This window comes from Streptomyces flaveus (genome assembly GCF_014647675.1).
In the GTDB taxonomy this organism is placed as follows: Bacteria; Actinomycetota; Actinomycetes; order Streptomycetales; family Streptomycetaceae; genus Streptomyces; species Streptomyces flaveus.
This window is the reverse complement of the sequence record NZ_BMPQ01000051.1, coordinates 1-22,824: the sequence shown is the minus strand read 5'-3', so window position 1 is coordinate 22,824 and position 22,824 is coordinate 1. Positions and strand designations below refer to the sequence as shown.

Annotated in this window: 14 protein-coding genes, 1 tRNA gene and 1 riboswitch; of the genes, 9 read left to right on the top strand and 6 right to left on the bottom strand. The window is 70.6% G+C overall.

The genetic code is table 11. The features are described 5' to 3' along the window. Positions 1-64: 64 nt before the first annotated feature. The 3 genes from IEZ21_RS44460 (at position 65) to IEZ21_RS44450 (ending at position 2,899) form a co-directional block, all read left to right on the top strand. Positions 65-138 (top strand) — tRNA-Met (locus tag IEZ21_RS44460). A gap of 179 nt (positions 139-317) precedes the next feature. Beyond that, complete coding sequence (locus tag IEZ21_RS44455) at positions 318-1,415, top strand: PP2C family protein-serine/threonine phosphatase (RefSeq protein ID WP_189327498.1); 1,098 nt, start codon at positions 318-320, stop codon at positions 1,413-1,415. A 299-nt stretch (positions 1,416-1,714) separates the two neighbouring features. Next, positions 1,715-1,871: riboswitch (cyclic di-AMP (ydaO/yuaA leader) on the top strand. Between the two features lie 11 nt (positions 1,872-1,882). Beyond that, positions 1,883-2,899 (top strand): M23 family metallopeptidase, encoded by a 1,017-nt coding sequence (locus tag IEZ21_RS44450; protein ID WP_189327497.1) that lies wholly within the window; start codon positions 1,883-1,885, stop codon positions 2,897-2,899. A gap of 244 nt (positions 2,900-3,143) precedes the next feature. On the opposite strand, the gene IEZ21_RS44445 is transcribed toward IEZ21_RS44450, so the two are convergent. From IEZ21_RS44445 to IEZ21_RS44430, 4 genes are all read right to left on the bottom strand, one after another. Beyond that, complete coding sequence (locus tag IEZ21_RS44445) at positions 3,144-4,469, bottom strand: PrsW family intramembrane metalloprotease (RefSeq protein ID WP_189327496.1); 1,326 nt, start codon at positions 4,467-4,469, stop codon at positions 3,144-3,146. A 48-nt stretch (positions 4,470-4,517) separates the two neighbouring features. Next, on the bottom strand, positions 4,518-5,324 hold the full coding sequence (gene trmB / locus IEZ21_RS44440; protein ID WP_246568867.1) for a tRNA (guanosine(46)-N7)-methyltransferase TrmB: 807 nt from the start codon (positions 5,322-5,324) through the stop codon (positions 4,518-4,520). A gap of 199 nt (positions 5,325-5,523) precedes the next feature. Beyond that, positions 5,524-6,735 carry an L-2-hydroxyglutarate dehydrogenase gene (lhgD, locus tag IEZ21_RS44435; protein WP_373302375.1) on the bottom strand — a complete coding sequence of 404 codons (1,212 nt, stop codon included), beginning with the start codon at positions 6,733-6,735 and terminating at the stop codon, positions 5,524-5,526. A 221-nt stretch (positions 6,736-6,956) separates the two neighbouring features. Next, positions 6,957-8,381, bottom strand: a complete 1,425-nt coding sequence (locus IEZ21_RS44430; protein ID WP_033321366.1) for an NsdA family TPR-like regulatory protein — start codon at positions 8,379-8,381, stop codon at positions 6,957-6,959. A 661-nt stretch (positions 8,382-9,042) separates the two neighbouring features. Between IEZ21_RS44430 and IEZ21_RS44425 the strand changes: the two genes are divergently transcribed. Then, positions 9,043-11,142: an asparagine synthase-related protein gene (locus IEZ21_RS44425; RefSeq protein ID WP_189327494.1), complete on the top strand. Its 2,100-nt coding sequence runs from the start codon at positions 9,043-9,045 to the stop codon at positions 11,140-11,142. Positions 11,143-11,617: 475 nt separating this feature from the next. Next, positions 11,618-14,860, top strand: a complete 3,243-nt coding sequence (locus IEZ21_RS44420) for an ATP-binding protein (protein WP_189327493.1) — start codon at positions 11,618-11,620, stop codon at positions 14,858-14,860. Between the two features lie 195 nt (positions 14,861-15,055). Here IEZ21_RS44420 and IEZ21_RS44415 read toward each other — a convergent pair whose 3' ends face one another. Next, complete coding sequence (locus IEZ21_RS44415; RefSeq protein WP_189327492.1) at positions 15,056-15,850, bottom strand: TetR/AcrR family transcriptional regulator; 795 nt, start codon at positions 15,848-15,850, stop codon at positions 15,056-15,058. Between the two features lie 398 nt (positions 15,851-16,248). Between IEZ21_RS44415 and IEZ21_RS44410 the strand changes: the two genes are divergently transcribed. The 3 genes from IEZ21_RS44410 (at position 16,249) to IEZ21_RS44400 (ending at position 20,352) form a co-directional block, all read left to right on the top strand. Continuing rightward, the gene (locus IEZ21_RS44410; protein WP_078492498.1) at positions 16,249-17,649 is read left to right on the top strand and encodes an NAD(P)/FAD-dependent oxidoreductase; all 1,401 of its coding nucleotides are present in this window, start codon (positions 16,249-16,251) and stop codon (positions 17,647-17,649) included. Between the two features lie 124 nt (positions 17,650-17,773). Beyond that, positions 17,774-19,477 carry an ATP-binding SpoIIE family protein phosphatase gene (locus tag IEZ21_RS44405; protein WP_189327491.1) on the top strand — a complete coding sequence of 568 codons (1,704 nt, stop codon included), beginning with the start codon at positions 17,774-17,776 and terminating at the stop codon, positions 19,475-19,477. Between the two features lie 56 nt (positions 19,478-19,533). After that, on the top strand, positions 19,534-20,352 hold the full coding sequence (locus tag IEZ21_RS44400) for a class I SAM-dependent methyltransferase (protein WP_189327490.1): 819 nt from the start codon (positions 19,534-19,536) through the stop codon (positions 20,350-20,352). 49 nt (positions 20,353-20,401) lie between these two features. On the opposite strand, the gene IEZ21_RS44395 is transcribed toward IEZ21_RS44400, so the two are convergent. Beyond that, positions 20,402-21,685, bottom strand: coding sequence for an MFS transporter (locus tag IEZ21_RS44395; protein ID WP_246568871.1), 1,284 nt, complete (start codon positions 21,683-21,685; stop codon positions 20,402-20,404). Between the two features lie 121 nt (positions 21,686-21,806). Between IEZ21_RS44395 and IEZ21_RS44390 the strand changes: the two genes are divergently transcribed. Then, positions 21,807-22,355, top strand: coding sequence for a MarR family winged helix-turn-helix transcriptional regulator (locus IEZ21_RS44390; protein WP_189327489.1), 549 nt, complete (start codon positions 21,807-21,809; stop codon positions 22,353-22,355). The last annotated feature ends 469 nt before the right edge of the window (positions 22,356-22,824 follow it).

The following is a 22,824-nucleotide window of genomic DNA, read 5'->3' as shown; positions in this document are numbered from 1 at the left end:
AAGAGCGGGCGGCGAAAAGCCGTGTGCTGAGCGTCCCGCGGATGGCGTACACTGGTCTTACCGACGCGGGGTGGAGCAGCTCGGTAGCTCGCTGGGCTCATAACCCAGAGGTCGCAGGTTCAAATCCTGTCCCCGCTACTGAAGACTCAGGGCCGGAACCTACGGGTTCCGGCCCTGAGTGTTTTCCCGGCGTTCCCGGTGTTCCCGACGGTCCTCCTGTCCCCGATGGCCCGCTCACCCACTCGGCCCGCACAGGTCGCCCCCCGACCACCCGCCGGGAAACTGGACAGAGCGCGGTGAAGGGCAGGAGAGAAGTGGTGGGGCCTGGAGATGCGGAGGGCGGACCGCGCGGTGGTGCGTACGTCCAGACCCTTGTCCGGGCCCTCCCCGTGCTGCTGATCGTCGCGGGCGTCTGCTACGACCTCCTCACCCCTCCCCCCTTCACCGCGGTGCCCTTCTTCACGGTCGCCCCGCTCATCGCCGCACCCCTCTCCACGTTCGCCAACACGCTGCGCACCGGAGTCGTGGCCGTCGTCGCCCTGGCCCTGCTGCACATCAGGGGTTCCTTCGACGTGGGAGCGGCCACGGAGGTGGCCACCGCGGCGGCGGTCGCCGTGCTGGCCCTCGTCATCAACCGTCTCGTACGCCGCAGTGACCAACGTCTCGCCTCCGCGCGCGAGATCGCGGAGGCGGCCCAGCGCGCCGTACTGCCCGAGCCGGCCGAGCGGATCGGCGGGTTCGACATCGCGGCGCGGTACGAGGCGGCGCAGGCGGACGCGTTCATCGGGGGTGATCTGTACGCCGTGCAGGACACCCCGCACGGCGTACGGCTCGTCGTCGGGGACGTACGCGGGAAGGGCATGGGCGCGGTGGCGGCCGTGGCCGTGCTCATCGGGGCCTTCCGGGAGGCCGCCGAGCAGGAGGCGACCCTGGAGGCGGTGGCGCAGCGGCTGGAGCGGGCGCTGGTGCGCGAGGCCGCCCGGCGCGGCGGTCTCGAGGCGGTCGAGGGCTTCACCACCGCCGTACTCGCCGAGATCCCGCACGCCGGCGCCGTCGTACGCCTCGTCCACCGCGGTCACCCGGGGCCGCTCCTGCTGTACGGGGACGGCTCGCTGGACACGCTGCGGGCCGAGGAGCCCGCACTGCCGCTCGGAATGGGCGAGTTGGGCCCGTGGCCCGACCGCGCGCAGGAGGTCCCGTTCCCCGGCGGGGCCACCCTCCTCTTCTACACGGACGGGGTGACCGAGGCCCGGGACCGGCACGGCGTCTTCTTCGACCCGGCCCGGTGTCTTGCGGGCCGGACCTTTCGCGGTCCTCGGGCGCTGCTCGCCACGCTCGTGGAGGAGGTTGTCCGGCACACGGGAGTCGGAGGCGCGACGGACGACATGGCGCTGCTGGTGGTCAGGAGGCCGTGAGGCGGGTTCCTGAATCGCCCCGGATCTGAGCCCTGGGTCCGATGCCTGAGAGGCCTCAATATCACCGGTAGTAGTTGAGTCAACCCACTCCGGTTAGCAACTGAAACATTGTCAACAGAAGTCACAGCGGTGAATTGCCTCCGAGTCGTGGTCAACTCGCCCGATTCATCCCGCTCATGACCTGAAAGTCCAGGCCAAGGCCGCCAACGAATCTCCAGAACAGCTTGGAATCCGGTGCCTGCCTCTATTAACGTTCGATAACGCAGCGCGGTCGTCCCAGCCGGCACAAGAGTCGGCTCCGTGCGCACGCGCCGAATCCCGCAAGGGAACCGGGGAACCACCAACTTGGGGTGAATCGGGCGTTGTTCTCGGTGGAGACACCGTGAGTGACGCGCGTAGGAGACCTTCCTGCTCCGAACCCGTCAGCTAACCCGGTAGGCGACAAGGAAGGAAAGGAGTGCGCCTACGTGGCGTCCAACCGGCCTGCCCCCCAGACCTCGTTCGCACCGGATGAGCAGCAGCCCGACTCATTCGGCTACGGCAAACGCCAGGACGAGGGGACCTGGGAGGAGTGGAATCCCACAGAGGATTCCCTCAAGCCCATCCGCGGCAGGCACCGCGTCGGCAAGCAGCGCGGCGGAGGCCTCGCACGCAGCTCGACGGTTCTGGGCGTCGGCGTCATAGCGGCCGTCAGCGCGGGCGGTATGGCCAGCGCGAACACCGGCAAGCCGCCGGTCTCCATCACCCTGCCCGACCTGCCGCTGATCTCGGACGAGCCCGAGGAAGAGACCGGTTCCGCGACGCCGCTCACCCAGGCCGGTCTGACCACGGCGGACGCCAAGCAGGGCAACTCCGACGCGGGCGAGGCCCTGCGTGCCCGCATCGTCCTCCAGGCCGAGCGGCAGCAGGACCAGGTGGACCGCGAGGCCAAGAGGGCCGCGGAGACCGCCGCCGCGAAGAAGGCCGCCGAGCAGGCGGCCAAGGAGCGGGAAGCGGCCAAGGCCAAGGCCGAAGCCGCCAAGGAGAAGGCGGCGGAGGAGGCCCGGCAGAAGGCCGAGGCGGAGCGCCTCGCCGAGCTCGCCAAGAGCTTCACGCTGCCCACGTCCTCGTACACCATCACCTCGACCTTCGGTCAGTCCGGCGCGCTGTGGTCCTCCGGGACCCACACCGGCCTGGACTTCGCCGCCCCGACGGGTACGCCGCTCAAGGCAGTCCACAGCGGCACCATCACCGAGGCCGGCTGGAACGGCTCGTACGGCTACCTCACGAAGCTCAAGCTCGACGACGGTACGGAGGTCTGGTACGCCCACCAGTCCTCGATCAGCGTCAGTGTCGGCCAGAAGGTCAGCACGGGCGAGGTCATCGGCCGCGTAGGCGCGACCGGCAACGTCACCGGTGCGCACCTCCACATGGAGGTCAAGACGACGGGCGGCGACGGAATCGACCCCGCGGCCTGGCTGCGGAGCAAGGGGCTCAACCCGTAAGTCCCGACCAGGTACCAGGTCTTCGACGCCATCCGCTTTCGGACGAGAAGCGGGTGGCGTCTTGGTTTCGCCTGATTCCGGGCTGAGCGGCCTTGGTGAAGCCCGGTGCGGTACCGCGCCCGCTTGAGGGGCCGCAGGCCCTCCTTTCAGGGGCGCGGGGCTGTATCGATGTGCGGCTCCGCCGCGTGGGCGCGACCAGCCACAACGAACCCGCAGCTTCAAACCGCCAAACCCGGCGGAGCGCCTAGTTCCGGTAGGGGTTGTAGGCCGGGTCGTACGCCGGGTAGGGCGACCCTTGCCCGTACGTGTTCCCGTACGTGGGCCACGGCGGCGGCACCGGGAGGGGAGCCGTCGCCCGTGCCGCGTACGCCAGCGCGGGGCGGGCCAGCTCGCGGCGGGCCCACAGTTCGTGGAGCAACTCCCGTTCCCGTACGACGAAATCAGTGCTCGCACGGCCGCGGCGCCCCCGGTGGCGCAGGAACGCCAGGGATGTCGCGTACGCCTCGTACTCCGCGACCGCCCGCCCCGCCGCGCGTCCGCCGTGATGCGTGGCGTACTCGCGGGCCAGTCGCCGGGCCTTCATCGAGCCGAGCACAAACGGCTCGGGAACGGTCAGCCAGCCCGCCATGGCGTACGCGGGCAGTTCGGTGCGGATCGTGCCGAGTTCGCGCTGCCGGGTCCAGATGGCCAGCCAGGTCAGCAGGCCGAACGCGGGCACCATGAACGCCGCGTACACCGCGAAGAAGCCGTACGTGCCAAAGGTCGACGAGCCGTTCCAGAGGGCATGCATGCCCATCGCCAGCAGCAGGCCCGTGAAGGGCAGCAGCACGCGTCGTATGTGGTGGCGGTCCGCGGAGAGCGCCGCGATGCCGAAGCCGATGCCGGTGAGCACGGTGAACAGCGGGTGCGCGAAGGGCGACATGATCACGCGTACGAAGAAGGTGGCGGCCGTGACGGAGGCGATGCCGCCGTCGCCGCTCAGCTGGTCGGTGCCGAAGGCGGTGCCGAGGTAGAGGATGTTCTCGGTGAACGCGAAGCCGGTCGCGGTGACCCCGGCTATCACCACGCCGTCGACGATCCCGGTGAAGTCCCGTCTGCGGAACAGGAAGACGAGTAAGACGGCGGCGGCCTTCGCGCTCTCCTCCACGACCGGCGCTATGACCGTCGCACCGATCGTGTCGGCGCTCGACGGGTCCGCGGTGGCCGTCGCTATCCATCGCGTCGCGAAACTGTTCGCGACGATCGCTATCAGCGCCGCCGCGCAGGCGCCCCAGGCGAACGCGAACGTCAGGTTCCGCCAGGGCCCCGGCTCGACCCGGTCCAGCCAGCGGAACGCGGCGATCAGCAGCGGGACGGGCAGTACGGCGAGGCCTAAGCCCACCAAAAAGCCTTCGGTGCCGGTCTGTTCGCGGACCAGGGCCAGGATGACGAGACCGGACAGGGCGAGCAGGGTGGTCAGCGCGCCGTAGCGCACCCACTTGCGGCGCCACCAGTGTGCATGCCGCCGGGTGCCTCCGGCGGGGGTGCCGGGGGGTGGGGGGTACGCCGGATACGGGGGACTGGTGGCCACGGCATCGACCCTAACCAGGGAGGGGGTTGGCTGGCGATGGTGCCGGGCTCACGTGGCGCTGCGCGTGGTGCTGGACGGCACACGGAGGAACAGCAGGTCGTGCACCACATGTCCCTTGTCCAGGCCCTGGCCCTCGAAACGGGTCAGCGGGCGGAAGTCCGGGCGGGGCGCATAACCGCCGTCCGGTCGGGTGTTCTCGAAGTCCGGGTGTGCGGTGAGGACTTCGAGCATCACCTCGGCGTACGGCTCCCAGTCCGTGGCGCAGTGCAGCAGCGCGCCGGGCCTGAGGCGGGACGCGGCGAGGGTGAGGAAGTCCGGCTGGATCAGGCGGCGCTTGTGGTGGCGCTTCTTGGGCCAGGGGTCCGGGAAGTACACGCGCAGGCCGCTCAGGGAGTCCGGCTGGAGCATCTCCCTGAGCAGGATGATCGCGTCGCCGTTGCCGACCCGGATGTTGGACAGACCCTTCTGGTCCGCGAGGTTGAGGAGGTTGCCCTGGCCCGGGGTGTGCACGTCGATGGCGAGGATGTTGGTGTCGGGATCGTCAGCGGCCATCCGAGCGGTGGCCTCGCCCATCCCGAACCCGATCTCCAGCACGACGGGCTTGTCGTTCCCGAACAACTCCGCGAGATCGATCTTCCGCTGCCCGTCGATGTCCAGCCCCCACTTGGGCCACAGCCGCTGCAAGGCGTCCGCCTGCCCCTGGGTGACCCGGCTCCGCCGCGGCTGAAAGCTGCGGATCCGGCGCTCGAAGTGAGAACCGGCGGGGTCGGGGCGGGGGCCGTCGGGGAAACGGGGTTCGCCTTTGGCGCGGGGGTGGGGGCGGCGGGGCTCTTCGGTGTTTTGACGTTCAGACACAGTAGTTCTGATTCTACGGAGTGGGCTGGGTGCGGGGAGCCGCAGGCTTTTGCTTTTAGGGGCGCGGGGAACTGCGCGCCCAGCCACGACGCACCCGCAGCCGCGACACAACGTGTCACCCCACCCCCTGGCGGGGGGGCCTGGGGGCGCAGCCCTCAGTTTCGGGAAGGGGCGGGGCTGGGGAAAGAACCCCCCGCAGTCACCCCCGCCCCAACGCCTCCAGAACCCGCCGCCCCACCTCACGCCCAATCGGAAGCGAAGCGGTAGCCGCAGGGGACGGCGCGTTCAGCACATGAACCGTCCGCGGCCCTTCCCGAAGGAGGAAGTCGTCCACCAACGTGCCGTCCCGAAGGACCGCCTGGGCACGGACGCCCGCAGAAGCCGGAAGCAGGTCATCCGAAGTCACCGCGGGCAACAACCGCCGCACAGCAGCAGCAAACGCCGCCTTGGACACCGACCGCCGCAGCTCACCCCCGCCATACCGCCAGTGCCGCCGAGCGATCCTCCAGGACCCGGGCCAGGCAAGCGTCGCCCCCAGCTCCCGAGCCCGTACGGTCCGCCAGTCATAACCCTCACGAGCCAACGCCGGCACAGCGTTCGGCCCGATATGGACACCTCCGTCGATTCCCCGCGTGAGATGCACCCCGAGGAACGGAAACGCGGGATCCGGCACCGGATACACCAGCCCCTTCACCAGCCAGGGCCGCGCCAGCGAGTAGTACTCACCCCGGAACGGCACGATCCGCATCCCGGGCTCGTCCCCGGCAAGACGAGCGATCTCGTCACAGTGCAGCCCCGCACAGTTGACCAGCACACGCGCGCGTACGACGTCACCATCGCCCGTACGAACGGCGACCCCGAGGTCGGGACGCCGGTCGATGTACGTGACCTCCGCCCCGTACCGAATCTGCGCCCCGGAAGCCTCCGCGAGCTGCCGAGCCACCCCCACGAAGTCACAGACGCCTGTCGTGGCGACGTGAATGGCAGCGAGCCCCCGGACCTCCGGCTCGTACTCGGCGATCTGGGAGGCCCCCAGTTCCCGTACCGCAATGCCGTTCTCCCGCCCCCGCTGCACCAGCGCATGCAGCCGAGGCAACTCGTCCCGCTCCGTGGCGACGATCAGCTTCCCCGTCACGGCATGCGCGATCCCGTACTCCGCACAGAACTTGACCATCTCGGCCGCACCCCGCACGGCATACCGCGCCTTGAGGGAGCCGGGCCGGTAGTAGATCCCGCTGTGGATGACCCCGCTGTTGCGCCCCGTCTGGTGCCGCGCCGGCCCAGGCTCCTTCTCCAGCACCATCACCCGCGTCCCCGGCGCGGCCCGCGTGATCGCATACGCAGTCGACAGCCCGACGATCCCCCCACCGACCACGACCACATCACAGTCATAAACGATCACCCGCGGCACCACTCCCACCTCCCAGTTAAATAGTGCACTGCACCACTGACAACGCCCTCAAACCCGAAAGAGGACGCGCCCCTTGAAGGGCCGCAGGCCCCTTCAAGGGGCGCGGGGCTGTGTCGATTTGCGGCTCCGCCGCGTGGGCGCGACAAGCCACAACGAACCCGCAGCCCCAAGACCACGAGTAACCAGGCAGACGCGTAGGAGACCCGCCCCAAGCGGAGCGTTCACGCGGGGGCGACCAGCAACGGCCGAGCCCTCTCCCGCAACTCAACAACCCGCGGCTCATCCCCATACGGCTCCAGCCGATGCAGAAGATCCTTCACGTACTCCGTGGTCCGGGCCGACGAGATCCGCCCCGCCACCTCCACCGCCCGCACGCCCTGCTCGCACGCCGCGTCCAGGTTCCCCGACTCCAGCTCGGCGACCGCGGACACCACAAGCCGCAGGCCGTGCGACCGCACGAACTCCTCCGTCGGCTTCGACAGCGCCTGCTCGGTGAAGCGGCGTACCTGGCGCGGGGCCTTGAGATCGCGGTAGCACTCCGCGGCATCGGCGGCGAAACGGTCGTACGAGTAGAAGCCGAGCCAGGACGGATCCTGGTCGCCGTCGCGGGCCCGCTCCAGCCAGCCCTCGGCGGCCTTCAGGGCTCCGCCGGCCGCCTGGGCGTCACCGGCGCGCGCGTGTGCGCGTGCCTCGACAAGGCTGAAGAAGCTCATGGTGCGGGCTGTGGCCAGGCCACGGTTGCGCTCCAGGGCGGCCTGGGCGAGGTCCACGCCCTCGTCGCCGAAGCCGCGGTACGTCGCCTGGAGGGACATGGAGGCCAGTACGTAACCCCCCAGAGGGACATCGGCCGCCGCGCGCGCGAGACGCAGCGCCTGGATGTAGTACCGCTGTGCGGCCTCCTGCTGGCCGGTGTCGAAGGCCATCCACCCGGCGAGGCGGGTCAGTTCGGCCGAGGCGCCGAACAACGCCCGGCCCACCTCGTCGGAGTACGCGCCGAGCAGCAGCGGCGCCGCCTCCACTCGTAGGCACTCGGGCACCATGGACGAACGCCAGTCGCCGCCTCCGTACTTGGAGTCCCAGCGCCTGGCGTCCTCGGCGGCCTCACGCAGCTTCTGCACGTCGCTGTGGCCGACTTTCAGCGGTGCTCCGGAACCCTCCACGGGGCTCGCGTCGCGGGCCACCGAGCTGTCGGCCGGGGTTATCAGCCACCGGGAGGCGGGAGTCGCGTACGCGCTCACCGCGAACGATCCGGCGAGCGACTGCCAGATGCCTCCGGAGCCGGCTTTGCGCCCGGCGAGGTCGAGACGGTACAGGTCCGTCGCGGCCCGTACGGCCTGTCCTACGTCACGGGGGAAGGCGAGGCCCACTTCCGGTGCGGGGTCCGCGTCCGCCAGACCGATTTCGTGGAGCGGTACGGGCCGGCCGAGCTTCTGGCCGATGGCCGCGGCGATGAGGTGCGGGGCGGCACCCTGCGGCACCATGCCCTTCGACACCCATCTCGCCACCGAGGTCTTGTCATAGCGAAGAGTCAGTCCGCGCTGTGCGCCAAGGTCGTTGACGCGACGGGCGAGGCCTGCGTTGCTGATTCCCGCGAGGGCGAGAACGGCGCCGAGTTTGTCGTTCGGCCCGCGTTGCTCCCTGGACATGCGCCACCCCTCGACACAGACGGCTGCCGCGTTGGCATAACCACGCGGCATTCGTAAACCCAGCGTAGTTCGCCGCATCCCATGCGTTAAGAGGCATAGTTCCGGATGGCGGGATTGTGGTCCGCGGGGAAGTACGCAGCGTTGTGGTGTGCTCCTGGTGTGTGGCTGTGCGCCCGCCCGTGCGCTCTTCTCCGGCCACCGTCGAATCGCTTCCATGGATCCTGCGTGGGTCGGCCCGCTGTACTGGATCCAGTGGGCTGGGGGACACCGCCGTCACATATCCCCGCGGGCGGCGGACCGGTCCGGGAGGCGAACTCCGCCTCCCGGATCGTGCGTTGCGCGGAGCCTGTACGGAGCGTGTGCACGCCCGTGCGCCCATCGCGGATTTGGCTGATTTTCGCCCCTGCCTTCTGAGCTCGAAAATCCCTCCTACCATGGCACTTGAGGGCGCGTTGGGTGTCGTGGGGGAGCGAACCGGGGGCGCATTCGCGTCGTAATCTCCGTGCTCCGTGCGTGCGTTCGCTCCATTGCGGGCATCTCCCCAGGGGCGCACTCTGGGGAGCACAAGCGGAGGCAGGGGCCCACCGGCGCGCTCTCTTCGTGGCAGCATGGTGCCCAGTTCGTACGGTGCACTGGTTGTCCACAGCCTGTGGAGGCGGCGATGCGGTGGTTGGTGGGGTGGAGCAGTACCGCCACTGCGGCTCCTGAGGTCGGCTCGGCGGGGGCCACTGGCAGCGACGGTGAGACGGTGCACCCGGTGGGGTCCCAACTCCTGTGGGGCGACCCGGATCCGCTCTGGGCGGTCGGTGACTGGCGCCCCGACGAGGTGCGCGTCGTGAAGGCCGACGCGCAGAACCGGATCGCGGTGCTCGGCACCTGCGGCGCCTCCGACGAGCAGCTGCGGGTGGGCCTGGTCGCCGCGCGCGGAGGGGCACTTCGCCATCTGACGGCCTGGTCCGGCAGCTACACCGCGGTCGTCCAGGTGGGCCGCCGGGTGATGGTGTGCGGCGATCTGGCGGGCGCACGGCCGGTGTTCTACACCCCCTGGGCGGGCGGCACGGCGTACGCCACGGCCGCGCTCCCCCTCGCCGACCTCATCGAGGCCAATCTCGACTTCGGACACCTCGCCGCCATCCTCGCCGCCCCCGACGTACCCGCCGCCCTGCACAACTCCACGCCCTACCAGGGTGTGCAGCGCATTCCGCCGGGGCACGCGCTGATCCTGCGCGCCGGCGCACGCGAGATCGCCGGTTACGAACCGGTGGCCTCCCTCGCCGTCGCGGCCCCCATCGCCGACCCGGACAGCGCGGTGGACGCCGTACGCGACGCCCTGGTGGAGTCCGTACGCGCACGTCTCGCCGCCCCCCGGCACGTCCCCGGCGCCGATGTGGACCCCGGCCCCGTGCCCGGCATGGGGCCCGCCGAGCGGCGCGCGGCGCGCGGCATGCCCGTACCCGGCATCGGAGCCGACCTCTCCGGAGGCCCCGCTTCGGGAACCCTCGCCCTCCTTGCCGCCGGCCTCCCCGGAATGCCGGGCACCGTCCTGGGGCACGGCACCGGCGCCGGTGAGCGTCTCCTCGCGGTCACCTTCAACGACCTCGCCGTGAAGGGCCGGGAGGCGGAACTGGAGCGGGCAGGGACCCTGGCCGCCAACCCACGGCTGCACCACGTAGTGGTCGCCGGCGGCGAAGAGGTCCTCCCCTACGCCGAGTTGGACGGCCCCCTGACGGACGAACCAGGCCCCTCCCTCGTGACCGCCGCCCGCCACCGCGCGCGGCTCGCCGCGGGCAGCGCGGACCACTTCACGGGGTACGGCGCCCGGCAGGTCCTGGACGCCCACCCGGCGCGCCTCGCCGACCTGTTGATGGACCGCAAACGACGTCATCTGGTGCGCCCCGTCGCCGCGTTGGCGAGGGCGGACGGTTCGGTCATGGTCCCCGCGCGCGTGTACGGCGCGGCGCGCAAGCTCGCCCGTACGCCCTATCTCGTCGGCATACAGGGTCTCGCCGACCGGCTGCTGCACCGGCGCTTCGACGAGCCCGGAGGTGCCGTGGGGGCGTCCCTCGCCGCGCTCACCTGGGCCAGACCGGGCCCCGCCGCGCGCTGGCTCACCGGTGAGGCGCTCGCTGAAGTATCGGTTCGCCTGACGGGCGCGACGAGCCGGGTGAGCGTCGGCCCCGGCCAGCGCCCCGGCGACTTCCGCGCCCGCGCCGCCCTCGCCCGGCACGCCGCCGACCTCCGCATCCTGGAACAGGCCGCCGAGATCCGCTTCCAGCGCCTGCACGCCCCCTTCCTCGACAACCAGGTCGTACGCGCCTGCCGAGCCCTCCCCGAGGCCCTCCGCGTCCAGCCGGGCGCCCGCGCCGCCATACTCCGTACGGTCCTGGAGGGCGCCGGCGTGGCCGACCTCCCCCCAGGCTGGGGCGCCCCCTCCCACGCCTCCTCAACAGCCGCCGCCCGCACGGGCCTGCGCGCCGCCGCCGACACCCTCGTCGACCTCTTCGACACCCCGCTCCTGGCCCAGGCGGGCCTGATCGAGGCCAGGGTGGTCCGCAAGGCCCTCCGAGCGGCGGCGGACGGCGAACCCCTGCCCCTGGAGGGCCTGGCGGACCTCGTCTCACTGGAACTGTGGCTCGGCCGCCTGCTGGACCGCAGGGGGACTTGCTGGACAGGGACGCCTGCGCGGGCGCGGGCGGTGCCCGGGGGGATTGCTCCGGAGCGGGGGGCGTTGGGGGCGGGGGCGGCGGCTCGGCGGGGGTAGCGGGGACCGCACCCGTACGTTCTCAGCCCAAGTACACCGGCCCGTCTGGGCACCAGCGGTAGCTGGGGAGTTCGACGACGAGGCACTGCCAGGCAAACTGTCACCTGCCCACCTGCCCACCTGCCCACCTGCCCACCTGCCCACCTGCCCACCTGCCCACCTGCCCACCTGCCCACCTGCCCACCTGCCCACCTGCCCACCTGCACCTCCACCCGCCCAGTCCAGGCACAAGCAGCCCGTCCGGCGCTTGAGGACGAGGCCGTTCAGGCCGATAGCACCCACCCACCCGCACTTTCCCACCCACCCCCAGGCACCCCCAGCCCGTCCGGCGTTTGAAGACGAGGCCGTTCAAGCCGATGCGGGGTCTGGGGCGCAGCCCTAGCGGGGCCCAGGGGCGGAGCCCCTTGGCTTCGGGAAGGGGCGGGCTTGGGGAAAGAAAACCCGCCCCGCCGCCGACCCCCGTAAGAATGACCCCGTGCGGTACAAAATCCTGGGCGTCACCCAGGCCGAGGACGACCACGGCACCCCCGTACCCATAGGAGGCCCCCGACTCCGCACCCTCCTGACCGCCCTCGCCCTGCGGCCCAACCGCGCAACGACACCGGACACCCTCATCGACGAGGTCTGGTCGGACAACCCGCCGCACGACGCACACGCCGCCCTCCAGGCCCTCATCGCCCGCCTCCGCAGAGCCCTCGGCAAGGAAGCGATCACCTCGGAACCGGGCGGCTACCGCCTCAACGCCACCCCCGAAGACGTAGACCTGTTCGCCTTCGAACGCCTCGTCCGCCAGGGCACGGCAGCCATGCCCGACGCCCCCGCGGAAGCGGCCCGCACCCTACGCCAGGCACTCGCCCTGTGGCACGGCCCCGCCCTGGCCGACCTCCCCGACCGCACCGCCGCGGCCACCCGCACAGAAGCCCTGCACCAGGAGGCCATCCGCGCGCGCGTAACGGCGGACCTGCGACTGGGCCACGCCGCAGACCTCGTACCGGAGTTGAGGGGACTCACCGAAGCGCACCCGTACGACGAAGCCCTGCACGCCCTCCTCATCCGCGCCCTGCGCGACACGGGCCGAAACGCGGACGCCCTCGCCGCGTACGAGAAGGCCCGCCGCGCCCTCGCCGAGAACCTGGGCACGGACCCGGGCCCGGAACTGCAAGCCCTGCACGCGCAGTTGCTGACCCCACAACCCACGCCGAGAGAACCCACCCCGAGAACCGAGCGACCCGACAGAGCCGACCGGACCGACAGGACCGACCGAACCGGCAACATCCGCCCCCGTCTGAATTCCTTCGTCGGCCGGGAACCCGAACTCGACGCCATCCGTTCCGAATTGCACAGGGCCCGCCTCGTCACCCTCACCGGACCGGGCGGCTCAGGAAAGACCCGCCTCGCCGAGGAAGCCGCCGCCGGACTTCCACCGGCATGGCTGGCCGAGCTCGCCCCGCTCGACCGGCCGGAGGCGGTGGCAGGCGCGGTCGTCAGCGCCCTCGGTCTGCGCGAGACCGTGCTGATGACCCATGAGAGAGCGGTGGCGCAGGACGACCCGGTCGCCCTGCTCATCGAGTACTGCGCCCCGCGCAGCGAACTACTGATCCTTGACAACTGCGAACATGTCATCGAGGCGGCAGCCGAGCTCGCCGAAACCCTCCTCACCCACTGCCCGGGACTCACGATCCTCGCCACCAGCCGCGAGCCCCTGGGCGTGCCCGGCGAGTCCGTGCGCCCGGTCGAGCCCCTGCCCCCCGGCCCGGCGCACCGCCTCTTCATGGAGCGCGCCGCGGCCGTACGCCCCGCCTCAGAAGCCGACGTCACCCATGACCCCGAGGCCGTCGACGAGATCTGCCGCCGGCTCGACGGCCTGCCCCTGGCCATCGAACTCGCCGCGGCCCGCCTGCGCATGCTCACCCCACGCCAGATCGCCGACCGCCTCGACGACCGCTTCCGGCTCCTCACCTCAGGAAGCCGTACGGTCCTGCCGCGCCAGCAGACCCTGCGCGCCGTCGTCGACTGGTCCTGGTATCTCCTCGACGAGCCGGAGCGCACGGTCCTGCGCGAGGTGTCCGTCTTCGCGGGCGGCTGGGACCTTCAGGCCGCGGAGGCCGTGTGCACCGGGCCCGCCGCAGACCTCATCGGGGCCCTCGTCGACAAGTCCCTGATCGTCGCGACACCGTGGGAGCGGGAGGGCTCCGCCGGCATGCGGTACCGGCTGCTGGAGACTATCCACGAGTACGCCAGGGAGCGCGCCGCCGAGGTCCCGGAACTGCGCGCCGGGGCCGAGCGCCGACACCGCGCCTGGATCCGCGCGCTCGTCGAGGAAGCCGAACCCCGCCTCCGCTCCGCCGACCAACTCCCGTGGATCACCCGCCTGGAAACCGACCTGGACAACATCCGGGCGGCCCTGGACCGCAGCATCCTCGCCGCCGACGAGGAGGAAGCCGCCGCGCTGGTGCTGGCCATGGGCTGGTTCTGGTGGCTGCGCAACTTCCGCCGGGAGAGCCTGACATGGACCGACCGAGCCCTGCGCCTCGGTAGGGATCTGGACACCTACCTCGCCGACCCCGAAGCCGAAAAGGACCACCCGCTGCACCGGCTGCGGATGAGGCTGCGGATGCTGCATCTCTTCCTGTTGGCGGACCTGGGGATGGAAGGGCTGGAGGACGAGCGGCTGCGGGCGTACGCCGCGCGCGTACGGGACGCGATGGCTCAGGGTGGACCGGACGCGGCTCGCTTCCCTGGCATCGCGTGGCCGCTGACCACGTACTACCTCGGCGGTCCGGAGGAAGCACTGCCCAACATGGACGCGGCACTCGCCAACTGCCGGACATACGGCGGCGACTGGGAGATCGGCGTCACCCTGATGTTCCGTACGCACATGGCCGTCGACACCCCCGGCGGCCTGCAGGGCGTCGATGAGGCCCTCGCCGAGCTGCGCGTCATCGCTCCACGCGCGGGCGACCGCTGGATGCGCGCCCAGGTGTGCAGCGCGGGCGGCGAGGCGGCGATGGCGCGCGGCCGTTTCGAGGAGGCGAAGAAGGAGTACGAGGAGGCGCTGCGGCTCGCGCGTGAGGTGGGCGCGTGGGCGGAGACGCCGTTCCTCATCGCGAGGCTCGGCGAGATCGCGTACCGCGCCGGAGATCGTGCCGCCGCGCTCACCGCCCTGGACGAGGCGAGCGCGGTGGCCGAGCGTCACGGGGTGCCCGACTCCGTGGCCTTCGTGCTCCTGATGCGGGCGCAGATGGCCCTGGACGACGGGGAGTTCGCGCAGGCGCGGGAACTGTGCGAGGCGGCCCGCGCGGAGACGACTCGTGGCACCCCGCCGCCGCAGTTCATCGCCGCGCTCAACGGCATCGACGCCCTCGTCACGGCCGCCGAGTCGGGCCCCCGGCAAGGTCTGCTCAAGCTGGCCGAGGCCCTGCGGGAAGCCGTGGCCGCGTACAGCACGAAGGCGGTCCTCGCGGGACTGGCCGAACGGGCGGTCCACGTCCTCGCCGAACAAGGCGACCACCCGCGCGCGGTCCGGCTGCTCGCCGCCGGATCCCGCTGGCGCGTGTCCCACCCCCGCGCCCTTTCGGAGCGCCTGGAAGCCGAACGCATCGAAGCCGCGGCCCTGGCCGACCTGGGCCCCGAGCGCTACGAGGCCGAGCGCGCCACTGGCACGACGTTCACCACGGACGACGTCCTGCGCGAACTCACCGAGGCGGCAGGCCGCTAGCGGGGTCTGGGGGCGCAGCCCCCACCGGGGGTCCATGGGGCGGAGCCCCTTGGCTACGGGAAGGGGCGGGCTTGGGGAAAGAAACCCCACCCCCGGCACCCCGCCCGCGTACCCGAAGCACGAAAACGCGCATCGGTACGGGAAAGGGGCAACTCCCTTTCCCGTACCGATGCGCAAAAACGCCCGCCCCGCTGCCTACGCGGGACGCGACCGCAGCCCCTCCAGCAGTATGTCCAGCAGCCGGGCCGAGGCCGCCGCCTGCTGGGCCGCGTCCGGCAGCGAGGGTGCCGCCGTGGCGATCACCAGCAGGACGTCCGACACGGTCACGTCCGGGCGCAGCTCGCCCGCCGCGCGCGCCCGCTCCACGAGCCGGCCCACGACCTCGAGCAGCTGGGCCGCCCCGGCGTCGTCGTCCGCCGTCGCGACCTCCCCGTCGAACGCCGGCCGCTGCTCCACGAGCCGAAGCTCACCGGAGCCGGAGCCTGACAGGGACATCGACTGGGACCGCTGGTGCGGCACCAGCGCCTCGTCGAGAACGGTGCTGTCCTCCGCGACGCCCACCCGCAGCACCTGCGGCGGCAGCAGTCGCCCCGCGCCCGAGGCCACGGACGTCCGCAGGAAGCGCGAGAGCGCCGACCACGGCTCGTCCTCCTGGCCGAGCGCCGCCCGGGCCTGGTCGGTCAGCCGGGAGGTCTCCTCCTCGGCGATCCGCCGGACCAGGACGTCCTTGCTCGGGAAGCGCCGGTACACCGTGCCGACACCGACCCGTGCGCGCCGCGCCACGTCCTCCATCGGCGCGCCGTATCCCAGCTCGCCGAAGACTTCGCGCGCCGCACGCAGTACGTGCTCCAGATTGCGCTGTGCGTCCACGCGCAGCGGTGTCGTACGCGATGCGTCCCCCGCACCGCGACCGTTCGCCATCGCCGCACCGACCGCGCCGCCGCCAGCGATGGCGGACGCGGATGACCAATGAGTTTCTTGAACATGCATATGTGTTCCCCCGGTAATGACGTCTCCCCCCGGAGACTCTCCCCGTCATTGACAAGCCGGAGCGAGCGGAACAGGCATCGGTCCCACGACCCGGTGGTACCCGTCGTACCGGTCGTGCGGACCCGCCGAGTGCTTCCCCCTACACCCCGATGAGACACGAACATAGTTGAGTAAGGGTCAATTCAGAAGGGGCAGGTTCCGCACAGTGCGCCCCTCGATCGGAGTACGGGCCGCTTACGTCCCGATTAAGACACCTACCGTCACTCCGTCCACCCCTGCTGACCTGCGTGTTTTCATCGCACTCCGGCAAATCGGCCAACTCTGCGCGTCTCAGGCGGCCGGTCACACAAATTGTCGGGCCTGTGGACAAACTCAAGACCGCGTTGCGTCATGGGTGGGTGAACACAGCGATCTCCCGGGGGACGACCCCCGAATCCCCGAACGGTGCGCGCATTCTCATCGTCGGCGGTGGTTACGTCGGCATGTACACCGCCCTGCGACTCCAGCGGAAGCTGAAGGCGGAGCTCAAACGCGGCGACGTAGAAATTGTCGTGGTCACGCCAGATCCTTATATGACCTACCAGCCGTTCCTGCCCGAGGCCGCCGCGGGAAACATCTCGCCCCGCCATGTCGTCGTGCCGCTGCGCCGTGTTCTCGACCAGTGCAAGATCGTCATCGGCGAGGCCCAGTCCATCGACCACGCCAAGCGCACCGCGACCCTCACCACGCTCGCCACCCAGGAAGAGGGCGCGGAGCCGGAACAGATCTCCTACGACCAGCTCGTCCTCGCGCCCGGCTCCGTCTCACGCGTCCTCCCCGTTCCGGGCCTCGCCGACCACGGCATCGGCTTCAAGACCGTCGAAGAGGCCATCGGCCTGCGCAACCACGTCATCGAGCAGATGGACATCGCCTCCTCGACCCGCGACCCCGCGATCCGCGACGCGGCCCTGACCTTCGTCTTCGTAGGGGGCGGTTTCGCCGGCGTGGAAGCCCTCGGCGAACTCGAGGACATGGCCCGCTACACCGCGCGCTACTACCACAACGTCAAGCCCGAGGACATGAAGTGGATCCTCGTCGAGGCCTCGAACCGCATCCTGCCCGAGGTCGGCGAGGAGATGGGCAAGTACACCGTCACCGAGCTGCGCCGCCGCAATATCGACGTACGCCTGGAGACCCGCCTCGAATCGTGTGTGGACCGCGTCGCCGTACTGAGTGACGGCGCGCGCTTCCCGACCCGTACGGTCGTCTGGACCGCCGGTGTGAAACCCCACCCCATCCTGGCCGCCACCGACCTGCCGCTGAACGAGCGTGGACGCCTCAAGTGCACCGCCGAGCTGACCGTCGAGGGCGTCACGCACGCGTGGGCCGCGGGAGACGCCGCCGCCGTCCCCGACGTCACCTCCAAGGAGCCAGGCACGGAGACCGCCCCCAACGCCCAGCACGCGGTACGCCAGGCCAGGACCCTCGGCGACAACATCGTCCACTCCCTGCGCGGCGAGCCCCTGGAGACGTACTCCCATGCGTACGCCGGCTCGGTGGCCTCCCTGGGACTGCACAAAGGCGTCGCGCACGTCTACGGGCGGAAGCTGAAGGGCTACTCCGCCTGGTTCATGCACCGCACGTACCACCTGAGCAGGGTTCCGACCTTCAACCGCAAGGCCCGCGTGATGGCCGAGTGGACGCTGGCAGGGCTCTTCAAGAGGGAGATCGTCTCCCTCGGTTCGCTCGAACATCCTCGTGCGGAGTTCGAACTCGCGGCCGGTGGAAAGCCTCCTGAGGACCCGAAGGGGTCGTCCTGACCGGACTCAGGAACTCCACCGTCAGGGCCGACGTCTGACGGATGTCGGTCCGGTCGGACACACTGGTCCACGACCATGGGCGGGCCGACCGCTCGCCCTTCAATCCCACGAGGCCTGTCCCACAGTGAACTTCACGCGCTGGAGCGCCCTGCTCCCCGGAACGCAGCGCCGCGCCCAGGCGCGGACCGACAGTTCGTCGAACGCGCTCCCCCCGGAGGGCAGCTCCGTGCCCGCGGCCCGCGCCGAGCGGCGAACCGCCAAGGAAGCCGACGAAGCCGCCGATGCCGCCGACACGGGCGAAGCCGAAACCCCACCGGACCCCACCGTCGACGAACTGCCGGTCCGCGAGGTCCTCGACCGCATCCCGGCCCTCGTCGCCCTCGTACACGGCCCGGAGCACCGCCTCGCGTACGTCAACGACGCCTACGTAGAGGCCTTCGGCGCCCGTCCGGTCGGCGAACCCGCGCGTGAGGCGCTGCCCGAGCTGGAGGAAATCGGCCTGCTGTCCCTCCTCGACCAGGTCCTGCGCAGCTCCAAGCCGCGTACGGTCCTGTCCCGCAAGGTCCCCGGCGGCCGCTCGTACACCTTCACGTGCACACCCGTCCCCCTCGATGTATCAGCCTCCCCCGAAGGGGGTGGCGTACTGATCTTCGCCGCCGACGTCACCGACCAGGCCGAAGTCGCCGACCGCCTGCGCGTCCGCGAAGGCGAGCAGCGCGAGACCGCGGTCACCCTCCAGCGCTCCCTGCTGCCCCAGAAGCTGGAGGAACCCGACGACCTGCGCGTCGCCGCCGTCTACCACCCCGGCGGCACGGAGGCCGCGGTCGGCGGCGACTGGTACGACGTCATCACCCTGGGCGGCGGCCGTACGGCCCTGGTCATCGGCGACGTCATGGGCCGCGGCGTCCGCGCGGCAGCCGTCATGGGCCAACTCCGCACCGCCGTCCGCGCGTACGCCCGCCTCGACCTGCCCCCGCACGAGGTCCTCCAGCTCCTCGACGGCCTCGCCACGGAGATCGACGCCAACCAGATCGCCACCTGCGCCTACGCCGTCCACGACCCCAACGAGGGCCGCCTCGTGTATGCCTCCGCCGGCCACCTCCCGATCCTCGTACGCGACGACAGCGGCACCGTCCTGCGCGCCGAGGAACCCATCGGCCCGCCCCTCGGCACAGGCGGCTGGATGCACGCCTCCGGCTCCATCCCGCTCGGCCCCGGCTCCACCGCCGTGCTCTACACGGACGGCCTGGTCGAGCGCCGCGACAAGGACCTCGACGAGGGCATCGCCGCCCTGGAGGAAGCCCTCGCGGGTGCCACGGGCACCCCCCAGGTGATCTGCGACCGCCTGGTCCGCTCGGCGGGCATGACGGCCGACCACGACGACGACGTGGCGGTCCTGGTACTCCAGCACCCGTCCCGTACGGGCTCCGACGGCGAACTCTTCCGAAACGCCGCCCTGGAGCTGCTCGGCGGCGTGGAAGCGGCCCCACGCGCGCGTGCCTTCGCCTCCGGCGTCCTGACGAGCTGGCGCTTCCCCACAGACCTGCACGACCTCGGTGTCCTTGCCGCCAGCGAACTCGTCGCCAACTCCCTCCAGCACGGCACCCCGCCCATGCGACTGCGCCTGCGCCGCACGGACCGCCGCCTGATCGTCGAAGTGACCGACGGCGACGACCACCTCCCACGCCGCCGCCGCGCCGAACCCGCCGACGAGGCCGGCCGCGGCATCGCGATCGTCGCCACCATCGCCTCGAACTGGGGCTCACGCCGTACGCCAGGCGGCGGCAAATCGGTGTGGTGCGAGTTCGCACTTCCGCGTGCCACTTAGATCAATGACCGCGCGCCATCTGGCCGATCGCGGCGCACGGTGCTAGTAGCTCCTCCATGGCAGAGGAAACGGAATCGGGCTTCCAGCTCACAGGCAGTGCTCCCGAGCGTTACGAGCGGTACGTCGCGCCGATCATGGCGCCCTTCGTCGAGGCGGTCGTGGACGCCGTCGACCTGATCCCCGGAGCCACGGTGCTCGACCTCGCATGCGGCACCGGCTTCGCGGCACGGGTGGCCGCCGCCCGGGTCGGTCCCGCGGGCCGGGTCTTCGGCGCCGACCCGAACGAGAGCATGCTCAAGGTCGCCGAAGCACACCACCCCCGCATGTACCCGGACATCGAGTTCACCATGGCCCCCGCCGACCAACTCCCGTACGCGGACGACACCTTCGACGCGGTCGTCTGCCAACAGGGCGCCCAGTTCTTCCCGGACCTGGGCGCAGCGCTCGCGGAGGCGGCCCGCGTGACCCGCCCCGGAGGCCACTTCGCCGCCACCATGTGGGCGTCGCTCGACAAGTCCCCGTACTTCACCGCCCAGCACCGCGCCATCGCGGAACACGGCGGCCCGGAAGCCGCCGCGAACTTCACGGCCGCCTTCGTCCCCGCCGAACGCCTCACGACCGCCCTGCGCCGAGCAGGCTTCCAGGAGGTCACCGACCGCGAGGTCACCTTCGGCATCGCCCTGCCCCCGCTGGCGGACTTCGCCGCCAGCCACCTCTCCGCGGTCCCCTGGGGCCAGACGATCATCGAAACCGACGGCCAGGAAGCCCTCACCAGCGCAGGCCGCCTGGTCCACGACCTCCTCAAGACCCACACCGCCCCCGACGGCACAGCAACGCTCTCCTTCACCTCGACCCTGGTCACAGCCGTCCGCTGACACAAAGAGGCGGGCGCCACCCCAAGGTGACGGCCGCCTTTCCGTGTCTTCAGACCTTCGCCGATACGGCCTCCGAGGCCTCCGCACCCCGCGCGACCACCCGGCTCCTCGCCATCGACGGCTGATTCTGTACGGGCGTGAGCTGCCGCCCCAGCCGTACGGCCAGGAACGTGACGCCCAGTGAGAACAGCAGGAACGTCACGACGTACGGCCCGTGCAGCGCCGCCCCCATCGGCCCGCCCACCGCAGGCCCGACCGCCAGCGCAAGCTGCTTCACCAGGGCGAACGCCGAGTTGTACTGCCCCGCCATCCCCGCAGGCGCCAGATCGGCGACCAACGGCGCCACGGTCGGCGACAGCATCGCCTCACCGAGCCCGAAGAGCGCGTACGTCGAGATGAACGCGGCCGTGGCCATGGCCTGGCTCCCGTCCCCGAGCCCCGCATACCCGGCCACGCCCCACGCGACGGCCCAGATCAGCCCGACAGCCGCGATCACCCGAGACCGCCGGCGCCGCTCCACGAACCTCAGCACCACGAACTGCGCGACCACGATCACCGCCGTGTTGGCGGCAAGCGCCGTACCAAGCGCGGAAGTCGAAATCCCCGCCGCCTCGACGCCGTACGCACTCAACCCCGACTCGAACTGCCCGTAGCAGGCGAAGAACAGCACAAACCCCAGCACACACAACTGCACCATGGCCCGATTACCGAGAAGCTCCTTCCAGCTCCCCTTGGCCCGCGGCGCCCCGCTCCCGATCCGCGGCGCATCCGGCATCCGTACGGTCGCCATGATCACGACCAGCAGCAGAAACATCGCCGCCTCGACCGCGAACAGCAACGTGAAGGAACCCGGCCGCGTGACATCGACGAGATGCCCACCAATGAGCCCACCGACCCCCAGCCCGAGATTCTGCAGAAAGAACTGCATGGCGAAGGCCCGCGCCCGGGTCCCGGCAGTCGAACAATCCACGATCATCGTCGCAAGCGCCGGCTGCATCACGGCCTGCCCCGCCCCGAGCACCCCCGCGGCAAGCAACACGCTCACCGCGCTATTCGCCAGCCCCAGACTCAGCGCACCCAACGCGGCAGTGACCAGGGCGACAAGCAGCACCGGCAGCGCACCACGCCGGACGATGGCCCGCCCGGCGAACGGCAGCACGACCAGCGCGGCCACCGCGAAGACGGCGAGCACGAGCCCTGCAGTCACAGCACCGAGCTCCCGCACCTGCGCCACATAGACGTACAGATACGGGACGGTGAAACCGAGCCCGAACGCGCCGAGTGCGTTGCCCACATGGATCCGGCGCATCGCCGCGCCCCTCGCCCTGGTCACTGTCACCTGCTTCAGTAGATAGGAGAACTTAGAAGTGAAGACTTCAAAGCTAAACTTAACTCTTGAACTCTACACACTGAAGGACTTAGACCCCAAGCGAGTGCATGCCATACTTCGCCCCATGGGCGACACCCCCGGCGTCGGCGAGCCGACACTCGAAGAGCAGATCGCCGCGTACCAGCGCGAGTTCCAGGACCTCGACCCCCAGGTAGAGAAGATCGTCTCGGCCCTCGGCCGCCTCAACCGCCGTATGAACGTCGCCTACGGCCGCCAGACCGCCACCCTCGGCATCAGCAACGCCGAGTGGGAGGTCCTCAAGGCCCTCGTCCTCTCCGGCGCCCCCTACCGCATGGGCCCGAGCGACCTCGCCAAGCGCCTCGGCCTGACGCCGGCCGCGATGACCCACCGGATCGACCGGATGGTGGCCGGGGGCCTGGTCACCCGAGAGCGCGACGAGTCCAACCGCGTACGCGTCATCGTCGAGCTCACCACCGAAGGCCGCGAGAAGTGGCTGGCAGCCATGCGCCTCGCCAGCGTTTTCGAGGAGGACCTGCTCCAGGACCTCTCCCAGGAGGAACGCGGCGTCCTCGGCGACGTCCTGACCCGCCTCCTCCGCCGCGTGGAGCACGCCCAGCCGGACGCCGGCGGCCGACTCACCGACCTGGACTGACGGCACCCTCGAGGTTTGCCGAACCGTCGCCCGGGGGAAGTTTGACAACCCCTTCGTGGATCCGTAAGGTTCTTCGAGTTGCCACGGGGCCGTAACGGTTCTGCGACAGCACCTCCCGCCGCAGAAGCGGCACACCAAACCACTAGTGCGATCTCCCTACGGGGTCAATTTCGGCATGCCGAAATTGAATTCCCATGGAGCCCGGTAGCCCGATTAGGAACTGCCGAAAGTATCCGCTAAAGTTTGGAACGTCGGAACGGCCCAACAGCTGCGAAGACGAAACCAGTTGACTGGAGTCAGGCCCGAAAGGATCTGCTATAGTCAACGTCGCCGGAAGGCCGAAAGGCCGGAAAGCGAACCCCCTCCGACGGGGAATCGGGCTCGAAAGGGTCTGGTAGAGTCGGAGACGCAAGACCGAAGGGAAGCCCGGAGGAAAGCCCGCGAGGGTGAGTACGAAGGAAGCGTCCGT

Coding starts and splice junctions, on each gene's coding strand:
- IEZ21_RS44415 (WP_189327492.1), bottom strand. CDS start 15,850: ATGCATGTTCAAGAAACTCATTGGTCATCCGCGTCCGCCATCGCTGGC.
- IEZ21_RS44425 (WP_189327494.1), top strand. CDS start 9,043: ATGCGGTGGTTGGTGGGGTGGAGCAGTACCGCCACTGCGGCTCCTGAG.
- IEZ21_RS44390 (WP_189327489.1), top strand. CDS start 21,807: ATGGGCGACACCCCCGGCGTCGGCGAGCCGACACTCGAAGAGCAGATC.
- IEZ21_RS44430 (WP_033321366.1), bottom strand. CDS start 8,381: ATGTCCAGGGAGCAACGCGGGCCGAACGACAAACTCGGCGCCGTTCTC.
- IEZ21_RS44400 (WP_189327490.1), top strand. CDS start 19,534: ATGGCAGAGGAAACGGAATCGGGCTTCCAGCTCACAGGCAGTGCTCCC.